This is a genomic window from Streptomyces sp. NPDC001787, assembly GCF_040297465.1.
GTDB lineage: Bacteria > Actinomycetota > Actinomycetes > Streptomycetales > Streptomycetaceae > Streptomyces.
The window spans coordinates 81368-98644 of the sequence record NZ_JBEOZE010000014.1 but is presented as its reverse complement, the minus strand read 5'-3'; the positions used below and the strand labels follow the sequence as shown (position 1 = coordinate 98644).

The window sequence follows — 17277 nt, the reverse complement described above, 5'->3', positions numbered from 1 at the left end:
GCCGTGGACACGGACGCACGCCGTCAGGGGGAAGCCGCAGAGGGAGGCGCCCCGGAGGGAGTCGGGGGGCTCCTGGAAATCGCCGCAGGAGGGTGTTTCTCGCGCGCACTGGCCGTGGCGGCCAGGCTGCGGATCGCGGACATCCTCGACGGCGCCGCCATGACGTCCGACGACATCGCGGGACGGACCGGCAGTGACCCGGAGGTGATGCTTCGTCTCCTTCAGGCCCTGGCCATGCGCGGAGTCTTCGTGCGCGAGGGGGACGGGCGGTTCCGGCTCGCGGAGAGCCACGCGGCTCTGCGCGGCGACCATCCCCGGTCCCTGCGTCACCACTGCATCCTGCTGGCCGAGACCTACGACGACGCCTTCGCCGGGCTGCTCGGCACGGTCATGACCGGGCGCTCCGGGTTCGAGGAGGTCTTCGGCATGCCGCTGTACCCGTACCTGGGCAGGACACCGGAGAGGGAGCAGGTCTTCGACGCCGCGATGGCGGAGCTGGCGCAGCCGACGGCCGCGGCGTTCGCCGAGCATTTCTCCTTCTCCTCACCGGGACGGCTGATCGACGTCGGCGGCGGGAACGGCACACTGCTCCTGTCGCTCCTGGCCCGCGACCCGGGCCTCGAAGGGACCTGTGTCGACCGGCCGGGCGTCTGCGCCCGGGCGGCGGCCCGCATGGCGAAGGCCACGGACCGTGCGCTCGCCGACCGGATCCGCTTCCAGCCGGCGGACATCTTCGAGGAAGTACCCGAGGGCGGCGGGCTCTACCTGCTCAAGAACGTGCTGCACGACTGGTCTCCCGAGCAGGGAACACGCATCCTCACCGCGGTACGGCGGGCCATGACCCGCACCGCGCGCACCATGGCCCGCACAGGACCGCCGCCCAGGCTGATCGTGCTGGAGCCCCTGCTCGACCGGGAGTCGGACGGAGCCCATGCCCTCTACCAGATGGTGCTCGGCGGAAAGGAGGTCCGCGGGTTCCGGACCGCCGACGACGTCTGGCGGCTGCACACCGCCGCCGGCCTCGAACCGCTCTCCGTCACGCGTCTGTCCGACGGGCACCACGCCTTCGAGAGCGGATGTCCCGGCTGAGCCGGCCATCGGCGCGGGGCCGCGGGCAGCGGCGAAGGGACCGCGGGCGTCACGGACATCGGACAGGACGCGGGCGGCGTGCCGGACATGGTCCGGGACGCCGCCCTGCTCGGGGCTCTGCCTGCTGATCTGGTGTGCTCGGGAGTCGCGCCCGTAGGGCGTGGATTCGCGGGCGGGGCGCTCGCGGCCGCTCACCCCTCTTTCCCGCATCCCGCGCGTGGGCTCCCGGTGGGCGGCTGGGCTCGGCGACCACTGATCCACCAGGAGCTTCGCCGCGTCGTCCGGAGAGCGAATGGACGCCAGGTCATCCGCCCGAGAGCCGTTCGTGCAGGTCCTCGGCAAAACGTGTCCGGCAGACGCCGTGGACGATGGCGTCCGGGGACTGATAACCCCGGTGTTCCGGGTCCGAGACCACTTGATCCCACCGGATCACCTCGCCGCTGAGCGGCGATGGGCGTCCCAGGTATACCTGCGCGGCCTCTGCCAGTTCCCACTCACCGGTGATCACCGCGTACCAGAACCTGTGGCCCTGGCCGACCACCCACAGGCACAGATCCTCGGTGCTGTCCTCGGACCAGTCCGCTCCGTCGACGCGTACGCCTTCCGAGAAGTCGGTCAGTGACTCCGCCGCATCCAGGTAGGCCAGCGCGAACTCCTCAAGAATCCGTCGTGGCTGTGCCTGCAGCCATGCCTCCAGGGCGGACAGGCGTGGCCTGGTCGCGTCCAGGACGTCCCAGAACCAGTCAGGACCTTGTCCCATCCCACCGACCGCCCTCGCCTCCACCGGCAACTTCCGTCCGATCATAGGAGAGCGGGACACCCGCACCGACCACGGCATCGCTGCTTGCGCACCTCGGCCCCAGGCCGAACACGTCTGCCCGGTCACCGGTGCTCACGCAGGCGGCATCGCACCCCGGAGCACTCCGCGCGGCAGACGGTGCGCCGGCGGACGGCGTGCCGCGCGGGCAGCTCAACGGCGCCCTCGGTCTGTCGGGGGTGCGCCCGGCGGTTGCGTGGGGCGCGCAGGCCGCACCGGAATGCTCCGGCGTGCCGAACGAAGGCCTCAGCAAAGAGAGTTGGACTACTGGTAGGAAAGTTTACTGTCAGCTAGCATTCCGGGCGGCGGCTCGGCGCGGTGCCCGGCCACATGGGCATGACGCGCTCAGTGAGAGCTCTGGCCCGGCCGCCATGACGCGGCTGCCCGCCCGCGCGCACGGGCCGGGACGCGACGTCACGTACCAACGCCCAGCTCTCGCCACCCCCAAGGCCAGGAGTCCAGGGATGTACCCGAACCGCTCAGTCCTGCCCCATCCGACACGACGCCATACGGTGGGCATGGTCATCGCCGCCGTACTGCTCCTCGTCATCAGCCTGTTGCTCGCCTACCCCGACCGGGCCGGCGCCGCCGCGGATCCCCTCCTCTCCCGCGGAAAGCCGGCCAGCGCGTCCTCCAGCGAGGACTCCGCGCTCGGCCCGCAGAACGCGTTCGACGGCGACCCCGCCACCCGCTGGGCAAGCGCCGAGGGCAAGGATCCGCAATGGATCAGTGTCGATCTCGGTGCGGCCGCCGACATCACGCGGGTGGCCCTGACCTGGGAGGACGCCTACGCCAAGGCGTACCGGATCGAGGTCTCCGGCGACGGCACCACCTGGACCCGGCTGGCCGAGGAAACGGCCGGGAACGGCGGCACCGACGACTGGCCCGGTGTGTCCGGCAAGGGCCGCTACGTGCGCGTCCAGGGCACGGCACGCGGCACCGCCTACGGCTACTCGCTGTACGAGGTCGAGGTGTACGGCACCTCCGAGGGAACGCCCCCGGAAACCGGTGCGTTCACCGTGGTCGCCGCCGGTGACATCGCCGCCCAGTGCACCGCCTCCGACAGCGACTGCGCCCACCCCAGAACGGCCGCGCTGGCACAGCAGATCAATCCGAAGTTCTATCTGACGATGGGCGACAACCAGTACGACGACGCCCGGATCTCCGACTACCGCGCCTACTACGACAAGACCTGGGGCGCCTTCAAGAACAAGACACGACCGGTACCGGGCAACCACGAGACCTATGACCCGGCCGGACCCCTGGCCGGCTACAAGTCGTACTTCGGGGCGATCGCGTACCCCCAGGGCAAGAGCTACTACAGCTTCGACGAGGGCAACTGGCACTTCATCGCCCTCGACTCCAACTCCTTCGACCAGAGCGCCCAGATCGACTGGCTCAAGGCCGACCTCGCCAAGAACAGCAAGGCGTGCATCGCCACCTTCTTCCACCACCCGCTCTACTCCTCCGGCGGTCACGGCAACGACCCGGTGAGCAGGCCGGTGTGGAAGATCCTGTACGGGGCGAAGGCCGACCTCGTGCTCAACGGGCACGACCACCACTACGAGCGGTTCGCCCCCCAGAACCCCGACGGGAAGGCGACGGCCGACGGACTCACCGAGATCATCGGCGGGATGGGCGGCGCCGAGCCCTACCCCATCGAGAACGTCCAGCCCAACAGCCAGAAGCGGATCAGCGGTGAATACGGTGTCCTGAAGCTGGACTTCACCGACTCCGGCTACAGCTGGAACTACGTCGGCACCGACGGGAAGAACAAGGACACCAGCCCGAAGTACACCTGCCACTGATGTACCTGGCGACCACAGGCCGCCGGGACACACCGGCACCGTCCCGCTCCGGCGGGGCGGGCCGGCGCGTCCCCGGCACCGTCCTGGCACTCGGCACGGTCAGCCTCGTCACGGACATCTCCTCCGAGATGGTCACCGCGGTGCTGCCGCTCTACCTCGTCCTCGGACTTGGTCTCTCACCTCTCCAATTCGGCTTCCTGGACGGCTTGTTCAACGGCGCCGCCTCCATCGTCCGGCTGCTCGGCGGGCATGCCGCCGACCGCGGCCACCGGCACAAGCGCGTCGCGGGGCTCGGCTACGCCCTCTCCGCCTGCTCACGGCTCGGCCTGCTGCTCGCCGGGGGCGCGACCGCCGGAATCGCCGCCGCCCTTGCCACCGACCGGGTCGGCAAAGCGATCCGTACGGCACCCCGCGACGCGCTCATCACCCTGAGCAGCAGGCCCGAGACGCTCGGCCGGTCCTTCGGCGTGCACCGGGCGATGGACACCACCGGGGCCCTGCTCGGTCCGCTCGCCGCGTTCGCCCTGCTCTGGGCGACCGCCGGCGCCTACGACGCGGTGTTCGTCGTCAGCTTCTGCGTCGGCCTGCTCGGGGTGCTGCTGCTCGTGCTGTACGTTCCGGGGCAGCCCGCGGCACCGTCCTTCGAACCGGCACCGAAGGCGGCTCCGAAGGCGGCCCCCCGCAAGCGGAACGCGTTCGCCGCGCTGCGCGACGCCGCGTTCCGCCGGATCCTCGCAGCAGCCGCCCTGCTCGGCGCCGCCACAGTGGGCGACGCCTTCGTCTATCTCCTGCTCCAGCGCGGCCTGGACCTTCCCATCGGCTGGTTCCCGTTGCTGCCGCTGGGCGCGGCGGCGTGCTACCTGCTGCTCGCGGTGCCGGCGGGCCGTATCGCGGACCGGGTCGGCCGACGTCTGCCGTTCCTGTTCGGCCATCTCGCCCTGCTCGGCGTGTACGCCACACTCCTCGCCCCGGCCGGTGGCCCGGCGCCGCTCCTTCTCGTCCCGGTCCTGGTCCTGCTCGGTGTCTTCTACGCCACCACCGACGGGGTGCTGATGGCCCTCGCCGGGCCCTCGCTGCCCGCGGACGGCAGGGCGGGCGGACTCGCCCTGCTCCAGACCGGCCAGGCGCTCGCCCGGATGGTCGCCGCGGCCGGCTTCGGCGCCGCGTGGACCCTGTGGGGGCCGCGCCCCGCGCTGTGGGCGGCGCTCTCGGTCCTGGTCGCCGCGCTCGCGGGCGGCTGGGCCCTGCTGCCGCGCAACCCGTCCGGTTCCCCGGCCCCCGAGGGGCCGGAAGCCCAGATCCCCGAGAGGCGGACCGCATGAGACTCAGGTTCCCGACACCCGCCGGGCCGCTCGGCCCCCGTTCCCGTGTCGCGGTCGTGGCGGCCGCGGTGCTGCTCCTGGGGGGTGGCTCCCTCGGGTACGCGCTGCACGCCGAGAACCGGACGGAGGGTCAACAGGCGCAGGCCGACGCCTCGTTCACGCTCGAAGGGCCCGCGCTGTACTTCCGGGACTCGGCCACGGGACGCGTGGCGCACCAGCCGCTCGCCGCGGCCCCCGATACCCGCACCACCACCCGGGTCCGCAGCACCACCGGGGCCCGCACCACCGGCGGCCCCGCCTGCGACCGGTTCTACGCCGCCGGGGACAACGCGCTCTGTCTGCGCGCCAAACCCGGGGTGCTGCCCAAGACGTACGCCGTCGTCCTCGACCGGCGACTGCGCGAGACGCGGCGCGTCACCGTGCCGGGTGTTCCCACCCGGGCGCGTGTCTCGGCCTCCGGGGCGATGCTCTCCTGGACGGTGTTCGCCACCGGTGACTCGTACGCCACCACCGCCTTCTCCACCCGGACGGCCGTCCTCGACCTGCGTACCGGTTATCTCATCAAGTCCATCGAGGAGATCCCCCTCACGATCGACGGGACCCGCTACCACTCCCCCGACGTCAACTACTGGGGAGTGACGTTCGCCCGCGACGACAACCGCTTCTACGCGACCGTCTCCACCAAGGGCCGCACCTATCTCGTCGAGGGCAACATGAAGGACTGGTCGGCGAAGGCGCTGCGGCAGAACGCCGAGTGCCCCTCCCTGTCGCCCGACAACACCCGGGTCGCGTTCAAGAAGAAGGTGTCCGACGACCCGGCAGCACCCTGGCGGCTGTACGTCCTCGACCTGCGGACCATGCGCGAGACACCGCTCGCCGAGTCCCGCAGCGTCGATGACCAGGCGGCCTGGCTGGACGACGACACGGTGGCCTACGCGCTGCCGGGCGCGTCCGCCCGGTCGAGTGACGTCTGGGCCGTTCCGGCGGACGGCACCGGCAAGCCCCGGGTCGCCGTGGCCGGCGCGTCGTCCCCGGCGGCACTGCGCTGAGCCGTGCCCTCACCGCCGCCGGGCGGTGAGGGCCGAGGGCGGGCGCGCACCCCTTAGGCTTCCGCCAGACACCGGCCCCGACCTCAGGAGCGCACCACCGTGTTCGACCCCGTACCGGAGTACCCGTTCCCCGACAGCCGCCGACCGGACGAAGCCCCCACGCCACACGCACTGCTCGCGCCCGTGCTCGGTCTCCTGGGCAGCTGGCACGGCCGGGGGCAGGGCGAGTACCCCACGCTCGCCGGGGACTTCACCTACGCGCAGGAGGTCACCTTCAGCCACGACGGCCGGCCCTTCCTGCACTACGAGGCCCGTGCGTGGCTGCTCGACGCCGACGACGCGCCCCTGCGCCCGTCGGCCCGGGAGAGCGGCTGGTGGCGACTCCAGCCCGACGGCCGGGTGGAGGCACTGATCACTCAGCCCACCGGCATCGCGGAGATCTCGGCCGGCCACGCGGCCGACGGCTCGGTGGACCTCACCACCCACGAGGTGGCCCTGACCCCCACGGCCAAGGAGGTGAACGCCACCCGTCGGCGCTATGTGCTGGCCGACGACGGCACGCTGACGTTCGCCCATGACCTCGCGGCGGTCGGCCAGTCGCTGCAGCACCATCTGTCGGCACGTCTCCGGCGCCGGGCGTAGACACGCCGCGCCCCTCGACGAGGAGCGGCGTGCCGCCCGGCCGGTCAGCAGTAGGGCGCCTGGCCGGTCAGCGAGGACGCGAGGTGGGCCCACACCCCGAAGAGCCGGTACAGGACGGGCAGCGACCCCTGCGCCTGGACGGTCCGCGAGTCCGTCGCCGTCACCCCGGGGATGCCCTGGAGCATGGAGGCGATCGAGGCCGACTGCCAGCGGACGGTGAGGGTCGCCCGGCTGTCCGATGCCGCCGGACGGGTCGGCGGCGTGGCGAGACGGGCGGCGACCGCTTCCTCGATGGCCGCCCGCGCCTCGTCCGCCCGGCGCAGCTCCGCGGCAAAGCGGTCCTTCGCGTACTTCACGGCCACGGTGGTCACGGAGCCGTCCCACTTCGCCATCTCCTCGCAGGCGCTGTCGTCCCCGGTGAGGACGAGTACGGGAACGCCGATGGCCGCCGCCGCGGCCTGGGCCAGGCCGATCTCGCCCACGGGCGACCCGTCCAGCCACATGTCCTCGATCTCGTGTCCCAGGAAGCTGTGGCTGAGCACTCCGAGCGCTCCGGCCCGCGCGTGGTAACCGACACAGATCACCGCGTCGTGCTCGGGGCCGAGCCCTTCGAGCATGCCCATGTTCTTGGGCTTCCCCCGGATCAGGCGGACCGCGGGGTGGAGCGTCTCCGGCAGCAAGTTCCGCATGGGGCCGTGCGCGTCGTTGACGGTGATGTCGGTGGCTCCGGCCGCGACGGCACCCCGGACAGCGGCGTTGACGTCCTCCGCCATCATCAGCCGCCCGCGCTCGTAGTCCCGGCCTCCGGGCTGGACGTCCTCGACATCGACCAGTCCGGTGATGCCTTCCATGTCCACGCTGATGTAGATCCGCACAGCACGTTCTCCTCGGGCTCGCATACCGCCGACTCTCCACCGGAGAACGTAGCAAGGGCGTGACCGTGCGGTATGTGTATGAGTCAGCCAACAGGCCGGGGGCCCCTGCCCCGAGGTCGCACCGCTTCAGAGGGCCGCGGCCGCCTCGGCCTGTTGCGACCGTGTCGGCTTCAGTGCGGCTCGCGTGATGTTCCGCGCCATGCCACCGAACACGACGGAGTGGAAGGGGAAGACGCTCCACCAGTAGGCGTGGCCCAGCAGCCCCCGGGGATGGAACAGCGCGCGCTGTCTGTACCGGGCACCGCCCTCCCCGTCCTCCTCCGCGTACAGCTCCAGCCAGGCCAGGCCGGGCAGCCGCATCTCGGCGCGCAACCGGAGCAGATGCCCCGGCTCGATCTCCTCGACGCGCCAGAAGTCCAGTGCGTCGCCCACTCTGAGACGTCCGGCGTCCCTGCGTCCGCGCCGCAGGCCGACACCGCCCACGACCCGGTCGAGCCACCCGCGGACGGCCCAGGCCAGCGGGAAGGAGTACCAGCCGTTGTCGCCTCCGATGCCTTCGATGACACGCCACAGCGCCTCGCGGGACGCGTCGATGCCCGTGTCCCGCTCATCGGTGTACAGGCTGCCACCGGCCCAGTCCGGGTCGGTGGGCAGCGGGTCGCTGGGTGCTCCGGGCACCGAGGCCGAGGACCACCGCGTGGTCACGTTCGCCTCGCGCACCCGTTGCAGTGCGAGGGTGAGCGCCCGCCGGAAGGTGAAGGGCTGCCCCGGGGCGTCGGGCACATACCGCCGGATGTCGTCCTCGGCGCATACGACCTCGTACTTCAGCGACTCCGCCAGCGGCCGGGCGATCGATCGGGGCACCGGGGTGACGAGTCCGATCCAGTGGCTGGACAGGCGTGGTGTCAGCATCGGGACGGGCAGGATCAGCCGGGGCCGCAGCCGGGCGACGGCGGCGTACTCCTCCATCATCTCCCGGTACGTCACGATGTCGGGGCCGCCGATGTCGAAGGTGCGGTTCACCTCGGCTGGCATGGCGGCGCTGCCCACCAGGTACCTCAGTACGTCGCGGACGGCGATCGGCTGGATCCTGGTCGACACCCAGCTCGGCGTGACCATGACGGGCAGGCGTTCGGTGAGGTAGCGCAGCATCTCGAAGGAGGCCGAGCCCGAGCCGATGATCACGGCCGCGCGCAGCACCGTGGTCGGCACTCCGGACCCCAGCAGGATGTCGCCGACCTCCGCACGCGAGCGCAGGTGCGGCGACAGCTCGTCCCGCGGTACGCCGACGGGGGTGAGGCCGCCCAGATAGACGAGGCGGGACACCCCGGCGGCACGTGCCTGTTCGGCGAAGTTCCGGGCCGCTTCCCGGTCCGTGGCCTCGAAGTCCCGGCCGCTGCCGAGCGCGTGCACCAGGTAGTAGGCGACGTCCACCCCCCGCATGGCGATACGGAGCGATTCCGGGTCGAGGACGTCACCGCGGACGACATCGGTCCGGCCCGTCCAGGGGTGGTCGCGCAGCTTCCCGGGAGTCCGCGCCAGGCACCGTACGCGATGTCCGGCGTCGAGCAGCTCGGGGACGAGCCGCCCTCCGATGTAGCCGGTCGCACCGGTCACCAGGCAGCGAAGTCCCGTCGCGGTGTCCTGCTGGTCCATGGTGCCTCCGAATCTCGCGGTCACCGGCCCTTCCACCGTGCCTGCCCCCGGCCGATTCCGCTTCCGGAGCTTTGGGGACCCGTCCAAGGCTCTGCCGTGGTCCCCGGCGGGCGCGGGATCTGCGGGGCAGCCCTCAGAACGCTCCCCCGCTGTCCACCCATGTGATGTCCTCGCGTTCCCACGGCTCGACGTGTACGCGGCTCTCGCCCAGCCGCCTGCGGTGTTCCTCGTCGAGGGCGGTCATCACCGGTTGCGGGAGCGCGGCGCAATGGGCGCGGAAGGGGTCATGACGCTGCGGCCAGGCGCTCAGCGCGAGCCAGACGAGGGGGACGGCGATCATCAGGCCGGTGGTCACGGTGAGGAACAGGGCGAAGAGCACGTCGGCCGGGTCGGAGGCCACCGGCTCGCGCCAGAACGCCAGCTGGACGGCGTAGAAGAAGGACAGCGCGAACGCGGTGGCGCACGCGATGACGCCCAGGCCGTCCTTCCGGCGGCCTGCCCAGCGGGGCACCGCGGCATCCTGTTCACGGAGGAACGCCTCGCACCGCACGCGCAGTCCGGTGTCCCGGCGAAGCCGGCGCAGGGTGACGGGGGCGCGGCTGCGTACCGCGTCCAGCAGGGCGTCGCAGATCGGATGGCCCGTATCGCCGTCACCGGCCGCGTCCATCCGCCCGTCGCCGTCGATCCGCAGCCGGCCCTGGAGCAGCAGCGCCGCGGCCGCGTGCTCGACGGCGTCATGTGTCTCGCCCGCGGTGGCCGCCGCGTGACAGGGATCGATGTCCACATCGCCCAGCTGGGCGGCGGCTGCCCGGTCGGCCCTGGCGCGCAGCGCCCAGAGGACGGCCAGGACGGTGTAGACACCCGTCGCGCTCGCCAAAGCAGTTACCGCCAGCTGGAGTTGGGTCATACGGTCATGGTGGCAGCGACCCGGGGGCCGGGGCCAGAGTCCGGCGGGAGCAGCGGTTGCCCCCGGTTGTCCCGGGGCTGCCCCGCACGGACCTCACGTACCCCGGCGTACGCTCCGTCCGTCGTGCCGCACCGGGCGGACCGGCCGCCCGTCCACCGGTTCCAGCACCCTGTCCCGACGGCGTTCGCGCGGGGTGCCGTCATGGGGCCCCTGACGGCAGGGCCGGTGAACCGCTCCACCGCTTCGCGCAACTGACCCACGGACAGCCGGCCGGCCGGAGTGCCGAAGTCCGTGGCCGCGAACAGGCCGGAGCTGTCGGTGGTGAACGCGTGAGGTGACGGCGCGTCGGGCGCCGTCATTCCGCGTCCGGCGCTCCGAGCAGGCCGCGGACCTCTTCGGCGCTGGTCTCCCGCAGCTCCTCCTCGACCAGCAGCCAGCGGGTGATGCCGAGGGATTCGAGGAAGGGCAGATCGTGGCCCGCGACCAGGAGTGCGCCCTCGTAGTGGTCGAGCGCGCTCGTCAGCTGCCGCACGCTGGCCAGGTCGAGGTTGTTGGTCGGCTCATCCATCACTACGAGTTGGGGGGCGGGTGCGGCGAGCATCGTCGCCGCGAGCGCGGCCCGGAAACGCTCCCCGCCCGAGAGGGTGCCCGCCGGCTGCTCGGCTCGCGCTCCCCTGAACAGGAACCGTGCGAGCTGGGAGCGGATGTGGTTGTCGTCGACACCGGGCGCCATCCGCGCCACGTTCGCCGCGACGCTCAGCTCCTCGTCCAGCACGTCCAGGCGCTGCGGGAGGAATCGCAGCGGCACGAACGTCCTGGCCTCGCCGGCCAGGGGCGTCAGCTCCCCGGTGAGGGTGCGCAGCAGTGTCGTCTTCCCGGCCCCGTTGCGCCCGACCAGGGCGATGCGTTCGGGACCGTGCACATGGAGGTTGCCGTCCAGCAGTCTGCCGTACCGCGGTCGGAGCCCTTCCAGGGTCAGAACGGTGCGTCCGGCGGGCACGGCCGTACGGGGCAGGCTCACCCTGATCTCCGCGTCGTCGTGGATCGCGTCCGCGGCCTCCTCCCTCCGCTCGCGTGCCTCGTGGAGGCGGTCCTCGTGCAGGCCGCGGAGCTTGCCCGCCGACTCCTGCGCGGCCCGCTTGCGCGCACCGGCGAGGATCTTCGGCAGCCGCCGCTCGGCCTCCACCTTCCGGCCCTGTCGCTCACGGCGGGCCAGTTTGATGTGGGACTCCTCCAGTTCGCGTTTCTGCCGCCGTACGTCCGCGTCGGCGGCCCTCAGCACGCGTTCGGCGGCCTCCTGCTGGGTGGCCAGGGCCTGTTCGTACGCGGACCAGCCGCCCCCGTACCAGTTCACGGATCCCGATCGCAGTTCGGCGATGCGGTCCACGCGCTCCAGCAGCTCGCGGTCGTGGCTGACGACGACCAGCACACCGGAGCGCCAGGAGTCGACCGCCTCGTACAGCCGGCGCCGTGCGAACAGGTCGAGGTTGTTGGTCGGTTCGTCGAGCAGCAGAACGTCGGGGCGCTCCAGCAACAGCGCGGCCAGGCGCAGGAGTACGGTCTCGCCGCCGGACATCTCGCCCACGGTCCGGTCCAGGTCGACACCGTCGAGGCCGAGTGAGTCCAGGGTCGCCCGTGCCCGCTCCTCCACGTCCCAGTCGTCGCCGATGACCGCGAAGTGCGCCTCGTCCACGTCTCCCCCCTCGATGGCGCTCAGCGCGGCCCGCCGCTCGGCGATACCCAGGGCCTGATCGACACGGAGTGTCGTGTCGAGGGTGATGTCCTGCGGCAGGTGGGCGAGTGTTCCGCCGACCGTCACCGACCCCCGGGAGGGACGGAGCAGGCCCGCCAGGAGGCGCAGCAGAGTGGACTTCCCCGTGCCGTTGGCACCGACGAGGCCGGTGCGTCCCCGGCCGATGCTGATGGAGAACCCGTCGAAGAGGGGAGTGCCGTCCGGCCAGCTGAAGGACAGGCCCGAACAGGTCACGGAGGCGCTGGGCAGGGTGGGGTTGGCCATGGAGATCCTCGCAGTCGCAAGCGCGGTGTACAGGGGCTTCGTATGCGAGCACCACACGGCGACCAGGCCGGGAAAAGAGGGAGTGCGGCCTTCCGAGAAGTCAGGGACGGCTCATGCACCGAGGTCGCATCCACGCGGGGTCACGGGCGGCTGGAGTGCCGACGGCGTGACAGGTGTACGGACGGTGCCGTACCGCGTGATGATCGCGAACCTCAGATGCGCAACGTCCACCTCTATCGGAGACAATGGGACCCCGACAGCATACCTCCACGGCCCGCGCCGGTGGCAAGCCCCTGACTCCGACGCGGGGCCGGCTCAGTGGTGAAGGCGTGCGTGGAGGTCGCCCTCGGTACGGCGCTCCGGTATCCGGGGCCCGTCCGGTACGGCCCGCTCGCGGCGCACGAGACGTGCGCCGACGACGCAGACCACGCCCACCAGGACGAATCCGTACGCCGGTGTGCTCCCCGAGGGATGGGTCTCGTACACGAGCGCCGCCGACAGCACGGCCAGTACCCGCCCCGTGCGCCCTCGCCATTCGGTGGCGGCGATCACGGTCACGCCCCACAGGAGGTACCAGGGCTGCACCATCGGCGAGAGGACGACCAGGACCACCAGGGACAGTCCCAGGGCGTGCACCGCCGTGAGGCGCCCGTTCGCCGCCCGCCAGGCGAAGTGCAGGATGAGGCCGAACGCCGCCGCCAGGCCCAGGGTCTGCACCGCGCTCTTGACCGGCTCGACGTCGGATCCGATGAGCAGGTGCAGCAGTTCGCCGAGTACGAGGCCGAGGTCGCTGGTGACCGACAGTGCCGTGTGTATGGAACCCGCGACGCCCTGGCTGCGGAGCCAGCCGAAGCCCGTTCCGCCGAGCAGGGCCGCCGCCACGGCGACCGCCCCCGCGACCAGACCGGGCGCCAGCAGCCCCTTGGCCACGCGTCGCACCAGGGGCCCGGTCGCCGCCCTGCCCACGAGTACGCCGATGAACAGCAGCGCCAGCGCCGCCGGGGACTTGACCATCATGGCGAGCCCGACGAGCGCGCTCCCCGCCACCCACCGACCGCGGGTGGCGAGCACCGTGCCCGCGAGCATGAGCCCGATCATCAGCCCGTCGTTGTGTATCCCGCCGACCACGTGGATGAGGAGCAGCGGATTGAGCGCGCCGAGCCACAGGGCGCCGCTCTCGCTCCTGCCGTATTCGCGCGCGAGACGCCTCAGCGCCCACACGATCAGGACCAGTGCGCCCAGGGCGATGAGCCGCATGCCCAGCACGGCGGGAACGATCGTCCCGCCCGTCGCCCAGGTCACCAGTCGCGCGAGGATCAGGAAGAACGGGCCGTACGGTGCGGGCGTGTCGGTCCAGTTCCTCCCGACGCTCGCGGCGGCGTCACCGCCGAGCCCGGCGGGGTCGAGGACCGACGGTCCGGCGCTGTAGACGTCGTGCCCCTCGATGACCATCGCGCCCTGGGCGATGTAGCTGTACACGTCGGCGCTGTACAGGGGCGGTGTCAGCACGAGCGGGGCCGCCCACCAGACGAGGGTGACGAGTGTGTCGCGCACACCGGCCCCGGCCCTGCCGTACTGCCACCACGCCACGACGAGCAGCGTCAGCCCGGCATAGGCGAGCACGGCTGCCGCCGCGGTCACTCCGGGACCGTAGGCCGGCCAGATCCCCCACGGGTCACGGGCGGGGAGCGATCCCGCTCCCCAGCCCCCCACGGCGACCGCCACGGATCCGATTGCGCCCAGCCGACGGTACCCAACAGCGCTCAATGCCCTCATGACGCGCCAACCTATCGAACAGGCGCGCGGCGAAACACTCCAGCTCAACAGGGCAGGGTTCGCACCGACAGGTTCGGCGGCCCGGTACGCAGGACCGGTACACGGCTCACGACGCGGCCGGGAGGCGGACCGGAAGCACCCGGAAGGGAGAACTGACCCGAGAGGGCCAGGGCGCGGCCGGACCACCGCCCGTAATCCGATCCTCGCGCCGGAACAGGGCGCCCGCATCTGGATCTACGGGCGCCCGGGTGGCTACGGCTCCCCCGGTGAGACGAGCACGCCCCGGCACGGAGGTGTCCCGCCGCCGTCCGCACGGTCTGCGCGTCTACCGCACGTCGCCCCGCCAGTCCCACCGGTCCACATCACCGGCACGCGGCCCGTACTCCGCCCGCCCGCCCGGACCGTAGGCCCCTATCTCCGTGATCAGCCCCGCACCGTCGCGCAGCGCCGCGTCGCTCCAGCCCGTGACGTCCAGGAGCAGTCCGTCCAGCGGACCGCCCACCAGCTCGCGGTACTCGTGGCCGGCCTTCGGTCCGGGGTGCGGGTCGTCGTGGTCGGTGCCGTACACCCGGCGCTGCCTCATGAGCTCGTCCATGCGGGCAGCATCCCACCGGGCACTGACAACGGCGCGTCGCGTCGGGCCATCCGGCATCCGGCGGTGTCCGGCTTCCGCGAGCCGGTGGCGGACCGCCGCTGCGGCGCCCGTCCTGCCCGGCCGCCGTCCGAAGTCGCCCCGCACAGACGCCCGAAATATGATGCAGGAACTAACGCACCGCGGAGCGGCCCATGAACCCGCGTCGGACTCCCCGCTCAGGAAGCGCCGAGGAACTGCTCGACACACTGCAGAGTCTCACCGCCCGCGCTCGGCAGGAAGTGGAACTGCACCAGGCGCGCGTCGAGCTGGCGCAGGCCCTCCAGCGCGAGATGCTGCCCGCGTCGCTGCCGGCGCTGCCGGGACTGCAGAGCGCCGCCCGCTACGCCCCCGCCCGCCACGGGCTGGACATCGGGGGCGACTGGTACGACGGTTTTCCGCTGCCCGACGGGGCGCTCGGCTTCGCGATCGGAGATGTGCAGGGCCACGACGTGGAGGCGGCGGCCTTCATGGGGCAGATACGCATCGCCATGCGCGCGATCGCGGCCACGGCCTCCGATCCCGGCGACGTCATGGCGCGTACGAACGATCTGCTGCTGTCCGTGGACTCCGCGCTGTTCGCGACCTGTACGTTCCTCCGGCTCGACCCGCGCACCTGGGAGCTGCACAGTGCCCGGGCCGGTCATGTGGCGTGCGTATGGGGGACCGTGGACGGGCTGTCCGGCATCACCGAGGACCCCGGCGGCCTGCCTCTGGGCATCGTGGCCGGGGAGCACTATCCCGTCACCCGGCGCACGCTCGACACCGCCGGAACCCTCGTGCTCCTCACCGACGGCGTGGTCGAGGGCCCGTCGTTGCTGATCGAGGACGGCCTGGACCGGGTGCGCCGGCTGGTCGGTGCCCATTCCGGGGCGAGCGCCGAGGAACTGGCCGACGAGGTACTGGAGGCCGCGGAGTTCACCGGCCACGAGGACGACGCTGCGGTGCTCGTCCTGCGGCACGAGGCCGCCCGCCGGCCGCGGTGACACCGCGCGGACCGCGCCCGCCGAGCGTGTCACAGCCGCCTCCCCATGAGGTCGGTGTCTGATGACAGGTGTGATCCGCAGCAAGGAAGCCAGACATCGGGCCGTGGCCGTCGCGCAGATGCTGGGCGTCGCCGCCGTCTACTACGGGTCGGGACGGCTCGGCCTGCTCAGGGAAGTGGTGGTCCACGGGTCCATCGTCACTCCGCTCTGGCCGCCCACGGGGGTCGCTCTGGGCGCGTTGCTGATTCTGGGAACGAGGATCTGGCCGGGCATCGCCCTCGGGGCGCTCCTGACGATCACCGCGACCGGAGGCTCCGTCACCTTCTCCGGTCTCGGCATCGTTGCGGGCAATACGGTGGCACCGCTGTGCGCGTATCTCATACTGCGCAGAGCGGACTTCCGGGTCGATCTGGCGCGTCTGCGGGACGGCATCATGCTCGTCCTCCTCGGCGCGTTCGTGGGAATGCTCATCAGTGCGACGGTGGGCAGCGTGCAACTGCTGCTCAGCGGCAAACTTCCGGCGAGCAGCTTCTGGCTGGTCTGGTCGTCCTGGTGGGCGGGCGATGCCATGGGGGTGCTGGTGGTCACCCCGCTCGTGCTGGTCCTGCGGAGGGCGAGGCTGCCGCGGATGACCGATCGCTGGGTGGAGGCTTCGGCGCTGGCAGTCGTGACTGTGTCGGTCGGCCTGCTGGCGACGAGAAGCTCGCTGTCGATGATCTATCTGGTGTTTCCGGTGCTCATCTGGGCGGCGCTGCGCTTTCAGCTGCCGGGGAGCGCGCCCTGCGCCCTGCTGGTGTCCGTGCTGGCGATCGTCGCCGGAACCGACGGCGTGGGACCGTTCGAGAACCACAGCCTGGTGGAGATCATGGTGAACCTGTCCCTGCTCAACGGCTGTGTGGCGCTCACCGCGCTGTTGCTGGCCGCGATCGTGGCCGAACACACCAACATCCGCCTCAGGACGGAGCACGCCGTCGAGGAGCTGCGGACGCTGGTGGAGCAGTTCGCGCCGCTGTCGGGAGCTCCGCCTCAGCGGCGCGACGACGGCGGCGGGGGCCACGGCCCGGACAGGGGACCGCCCTTCACCGCGTGAGATCCCGCCGGTCGCAGCGGATCCGCTCAGTACGGCAGCGGCCGCCCGGACGGGGTCCGCAGATCGAGCGGGGGCGGCCCGGACGGCGGCGGCGGACGACGGACGATCCTGATGCGGCCCATTGCCACCACCTCCTGCTGGTCAACCGGTATCTGCCCACGCAGCCGGTCTTCAACCTTCCGGCGCCACGACGGCGCCACAGCCCGGCATACGCCCCCGGATGCGGGCCGGGCGCCGTGCGGTGACCCTGGATGGGTGGGGGGCAGAGGCAAGGAGGCTCAGCCATGTCCGCACTGGACAAGCTCAAGAGGATGCTCAAGGGGCACGAGGCCCAGGCGGGCAAGGCCGTCGACAAGGCCGGTGACATGGTCGACGACCGGACGAAGGGCAAGTACAGCGGCCACGTCGACACCGCGCAGGACAAGCTCAAGCAGCAGCTCGGCACCGACCGCGACCAGGACGGGCCGCCCCGGCGCTGACCGTGCGCCACCGGTCGTGCTCGCGAACGGCTTCACCGCGCCGGCCGGCGCGGCCACCGCCCCCGAGGGCAGAAACTTCGGGTGGTCCGGCGGATTCTTGTTATTGTCCCGCCCGCACCGCGTCTCCCGGGTG

The 17277-nt window shown here is 71.8% G+C and carries 15 protein-coding genes; 8 read left to right on the top strand and 7 right to left on the bottom strand.

Annotation, left to right across the window (positions count from 1 at the left end; genetic code table 11):
• Nucleotides 1–3: 3 nt before the first annotated feature.
• Nucleotides 4–1089, top strand: coding sequence for a methyltransferase (locus ABT170_RS20395; RefSeq protein ID WP_329941521.1), 1086 nt, complete (start codon nt 4–6; stop codon nt 1087–1089).
• 304 nt (nt 1090–1393) lie between these two features.
• Here the strand turns inward: ABT170_RS20395 and ABT170_RS20390 are convergent, their stop codons facing one another.
• Nucleotides 1394–1849, bottom strand: a complete 456-nt coding sequence (locus ABT170_RS20390; protein WP_351869193.1) for a hypothetical protein — start codon at nt 1847–1849, stop codon at nt 1394–1396.
• 521 nt (nt 1850–2370) lie between these two features.
• On the opposite strand from ABT170_RS20390, the gene ABT170_RS20385 reads away from it, so the two are divergent.
• From ABT170_RS20385 to ABT170_RS20370, 4 genes are all read left to right on the top strand, one after another.
• Nucleotides 2371–3714 carry a discoidin domain-containing protein gene (locus ABT170_RS20385; protein ID WP_351869190.1) on the top strand — a complete coding sequence of 448 codons (1344 nt, stop codon included), beginning with the start codon at nt 2371–2373 and terminating at the stop codon, nt 3712–3714.
• Entirely contained in the window at nt 3714–5036 is a 1323-nt protein-coding gene (locus ABT170_RS20380; protein ID WP_351869188.1) for an MFS transporter, read from the top strand. Before ABT170_RS20385 ends, ABT170_RS20380 begins: the two co-directional genes overlap by 1 nt.
• Entirely contained in the window at nt 5033–6085 is a 1053-nt protein-coding gene (locus ABT170_RS20375) for a TolB-like translocation protein (protein WP_351869185.1), read from the top strand. Before ABT170_RS20380 ends, ABT170_RS20375 begins: the two co-directional genes overlap by 4 nt.
• A 99-nt stretch (nt 6086–6184) precedes the next feature.
• A complete protein-coding gene (locus tag ABT170_RS20370; RefSeq protein WP_351869182.1) occupies nt 6185–6727 on the top strand; it encodes a nitrobindin family protein in 543 nt (180 codons plus the stop codon).
• A gap of 44 nt (nt 6728–6771) precedes the next feature.
• Here ABT170_RS20370 and ABT170_RS20365 read toward each other — a convergent pair whose 3' ends face one another.
• The 6 genes from ABT170_RS20365 to ABT170_RS20340 all read right to left on the bottom strand — a co-directional run bounded on the left by ABT170_RS20365 (nt 6772) and on the right by ABT170_RS20340 (nt 14553).
• Complete coding sequence (locus ABT170_RS20365; protein ID WP_329941515.1) at nt 6772–7602, bottom strand: M55 family metallopeptidase; 831 nt, start codon at nt 7600–7602, stop codon at nt 6772–6774.
• A gap of 126 nt (nt 7603–7728) precedes the next feature.
• Entirely contained in the window at nt 7729–9258 is a 1530-nt protein-coding gene (locus ABT170_RS20360; RefSeq protein ID WP_329941514.1) for an SDR family oxidoreductase, read from the bottom strand.
• A gap of 133 nt (nt 9259–9391) precedes the next feature.
• On the bottom strand, nt 9392–10165 hold the full coding sequence (locus ABT170_RS20355) for a DUF2207 domain-containing protein (RefSeq protein WP_329941513.1): 774 nt from the start codon (nt 10163–10165) through the stop codon (nt 9392–9394).
• A gap of 355 nt (nt 10166–10520) precedes the next feature.
• Entirely contained in the window at nt 10521–12182 is a 1662-nt protein-coding gene (locus ABT170_RS20350; protein ID WP_351869179.1) for an ABC-F family ATP-binding cassette domain-containing protein, read from the bottom strand.
• 315 nt (nt 12183–12497) lie between these two features.
• On the bottom strand, nt 12498–13958 hold the full coding sequence (gene mptB, locus ABT170_RS20345) for a polyprenol phosphomannose-dependent alpha 1,6 mannosyltransferase MptB (protein WP_351869176.1): 1461 nt from the start codon (nt 13956–13958) through the stop codon (nt 12498–12500).
• Nucleotides 13959–14283: 325 nt separating this feature from the next.
• A complete protein-coding gene (locus ABT170_RS20340; protein ID WP_329941510.1) occupies nt 14284–14553 on the bottom strand; it encodes a hypothetical protein in 270 nt (89 codons plus the stop codon).
• Nucleotides 14554–14744: 191 nt separating this feature from the next.
• Here ABT170_RS20340 and ABT170_RS20335 point away from each other — a divergent pair, with 191 nt between their 5' ends.
• The 3 genes from ABT170_RS20335 to ABT170_RS20325 all read left to right on the top strand — a co-directional run bounded on the left by ABT170_RS20335 (nt 14745) and on the right by ABT170_RS20325 (nt 17144).
• Entirely contained in the window at nt 14745–15575 is an 831-nt protein-coding gene (locus ABT170_RS20335) for a PP2C family protein-serine/threonine phosphatase (RefSeq protein WP_351869173.1), read from the top strand.
• Nucleotides 15576–15645: 70 nt separating this feature from the next.
• A complete protein-coding gene (locus ABT170_RS20330) occupies nt 15646–16665 on the top strand; it encodes an MASE1 domain-containing protein (RefSeq protein WP_329941608.1) in 1020 nt (339 codons plus the stop codon).
• Between the two features lie 284 nt (nt 16666–16949).
• On the top strand, nt 16950–17144 hold the full coding sequence (locus ABT170_RS20325; protein ID WP_329941508.1) for an antitoxin: 195 nt from the start codon (nt 16950–16952) through the stop codon (nt 17142–17144).
• Nucleotides 17145–17277: the final 133 nt, after the last annotated feature.

Excerpts from the sequence above, each read along its gene's own strand:
- ABT170_RS20380 (WP_351869188.1), top strand. The coding sequence starts at position 3,714 with ATGTACCTGGCGACCACAGGCCGCCGGGACACACCGGCACCGTCCCGC.
- ABT170_RS20385 (WP_351869190.1), top strand. The coding sequence starts at position 2,371 with ATGTACCCGAACCGCTCAGTCCTGCCCCATCCGACACGACGCCATACG.
- ABT170_RS20375 (WP_351869185.1), top strand. The coding sequence starts at position 5,033 with ATGAGACTCAGGTTCCCGACACCCGCCGGGCCGCTCGGCCCCCGTTCC.
- mptB (WP_351869176.1), bottom strand. The coding sequence starts at position 13,958 with ATGAGGGCATTGAGCGCTGTTGGGTACCGTCGGCTGGGCGCAATCGGA.
- ABT170_RS20335 (WP_351869173.1), top strand. The coding sequence starts at position 14,745 with ATGAACCCGCGTCGGACTCCCCGCTCAGGAAGCGCCGAGGAACTGCTC.
- ABT170_RS20355 (WP_329941513.1), bottom strand. The coding sequence starts at position 10,165 with ATGACCCAACTCCAGCTGGCGGTAACTGCTTTGGCGAGCGCGACGGGT.
- ABT170_RS20390 (WP_351869193.1), bottom strand. The coding sequence starts at position 1,849 with ATGGGACAAGGTCCTGACTGGTTCTGGGACGTCCTGGACGCGACCAGG.
- ABT170_RS20360 (WP_329941514.1), bottom strand. The coding sequence starts at position 9,258 with ATGGACCAGCAGGACACCGCGACGGGACTTCGCTGCCTGGTGACCGGT.
- ABT170_RS20340 (WP_329941510.1), bottom strand. The coding sequence starts at position 14,553 with ATGGACGAGCTCATGAGGCAGCGCCGGGTGTACGGCACCGACCACGAC.
- ABT170_RS20350 (WP_351869179.1), bottom strand. The coding sequence starts at position 12,182 with ATGGCCAACCCCACCCTGCCCAGCGCCTCCGTGACCTGTTCGGGCCTG.
- ABT170_RS20325 (WP_329941508.1), top strand. The coding sequence starts at position 16,950 with ATGTCCGCACTGGACAAGCTCAAGAGGATGCTCAAGGGGCACGAGGCC.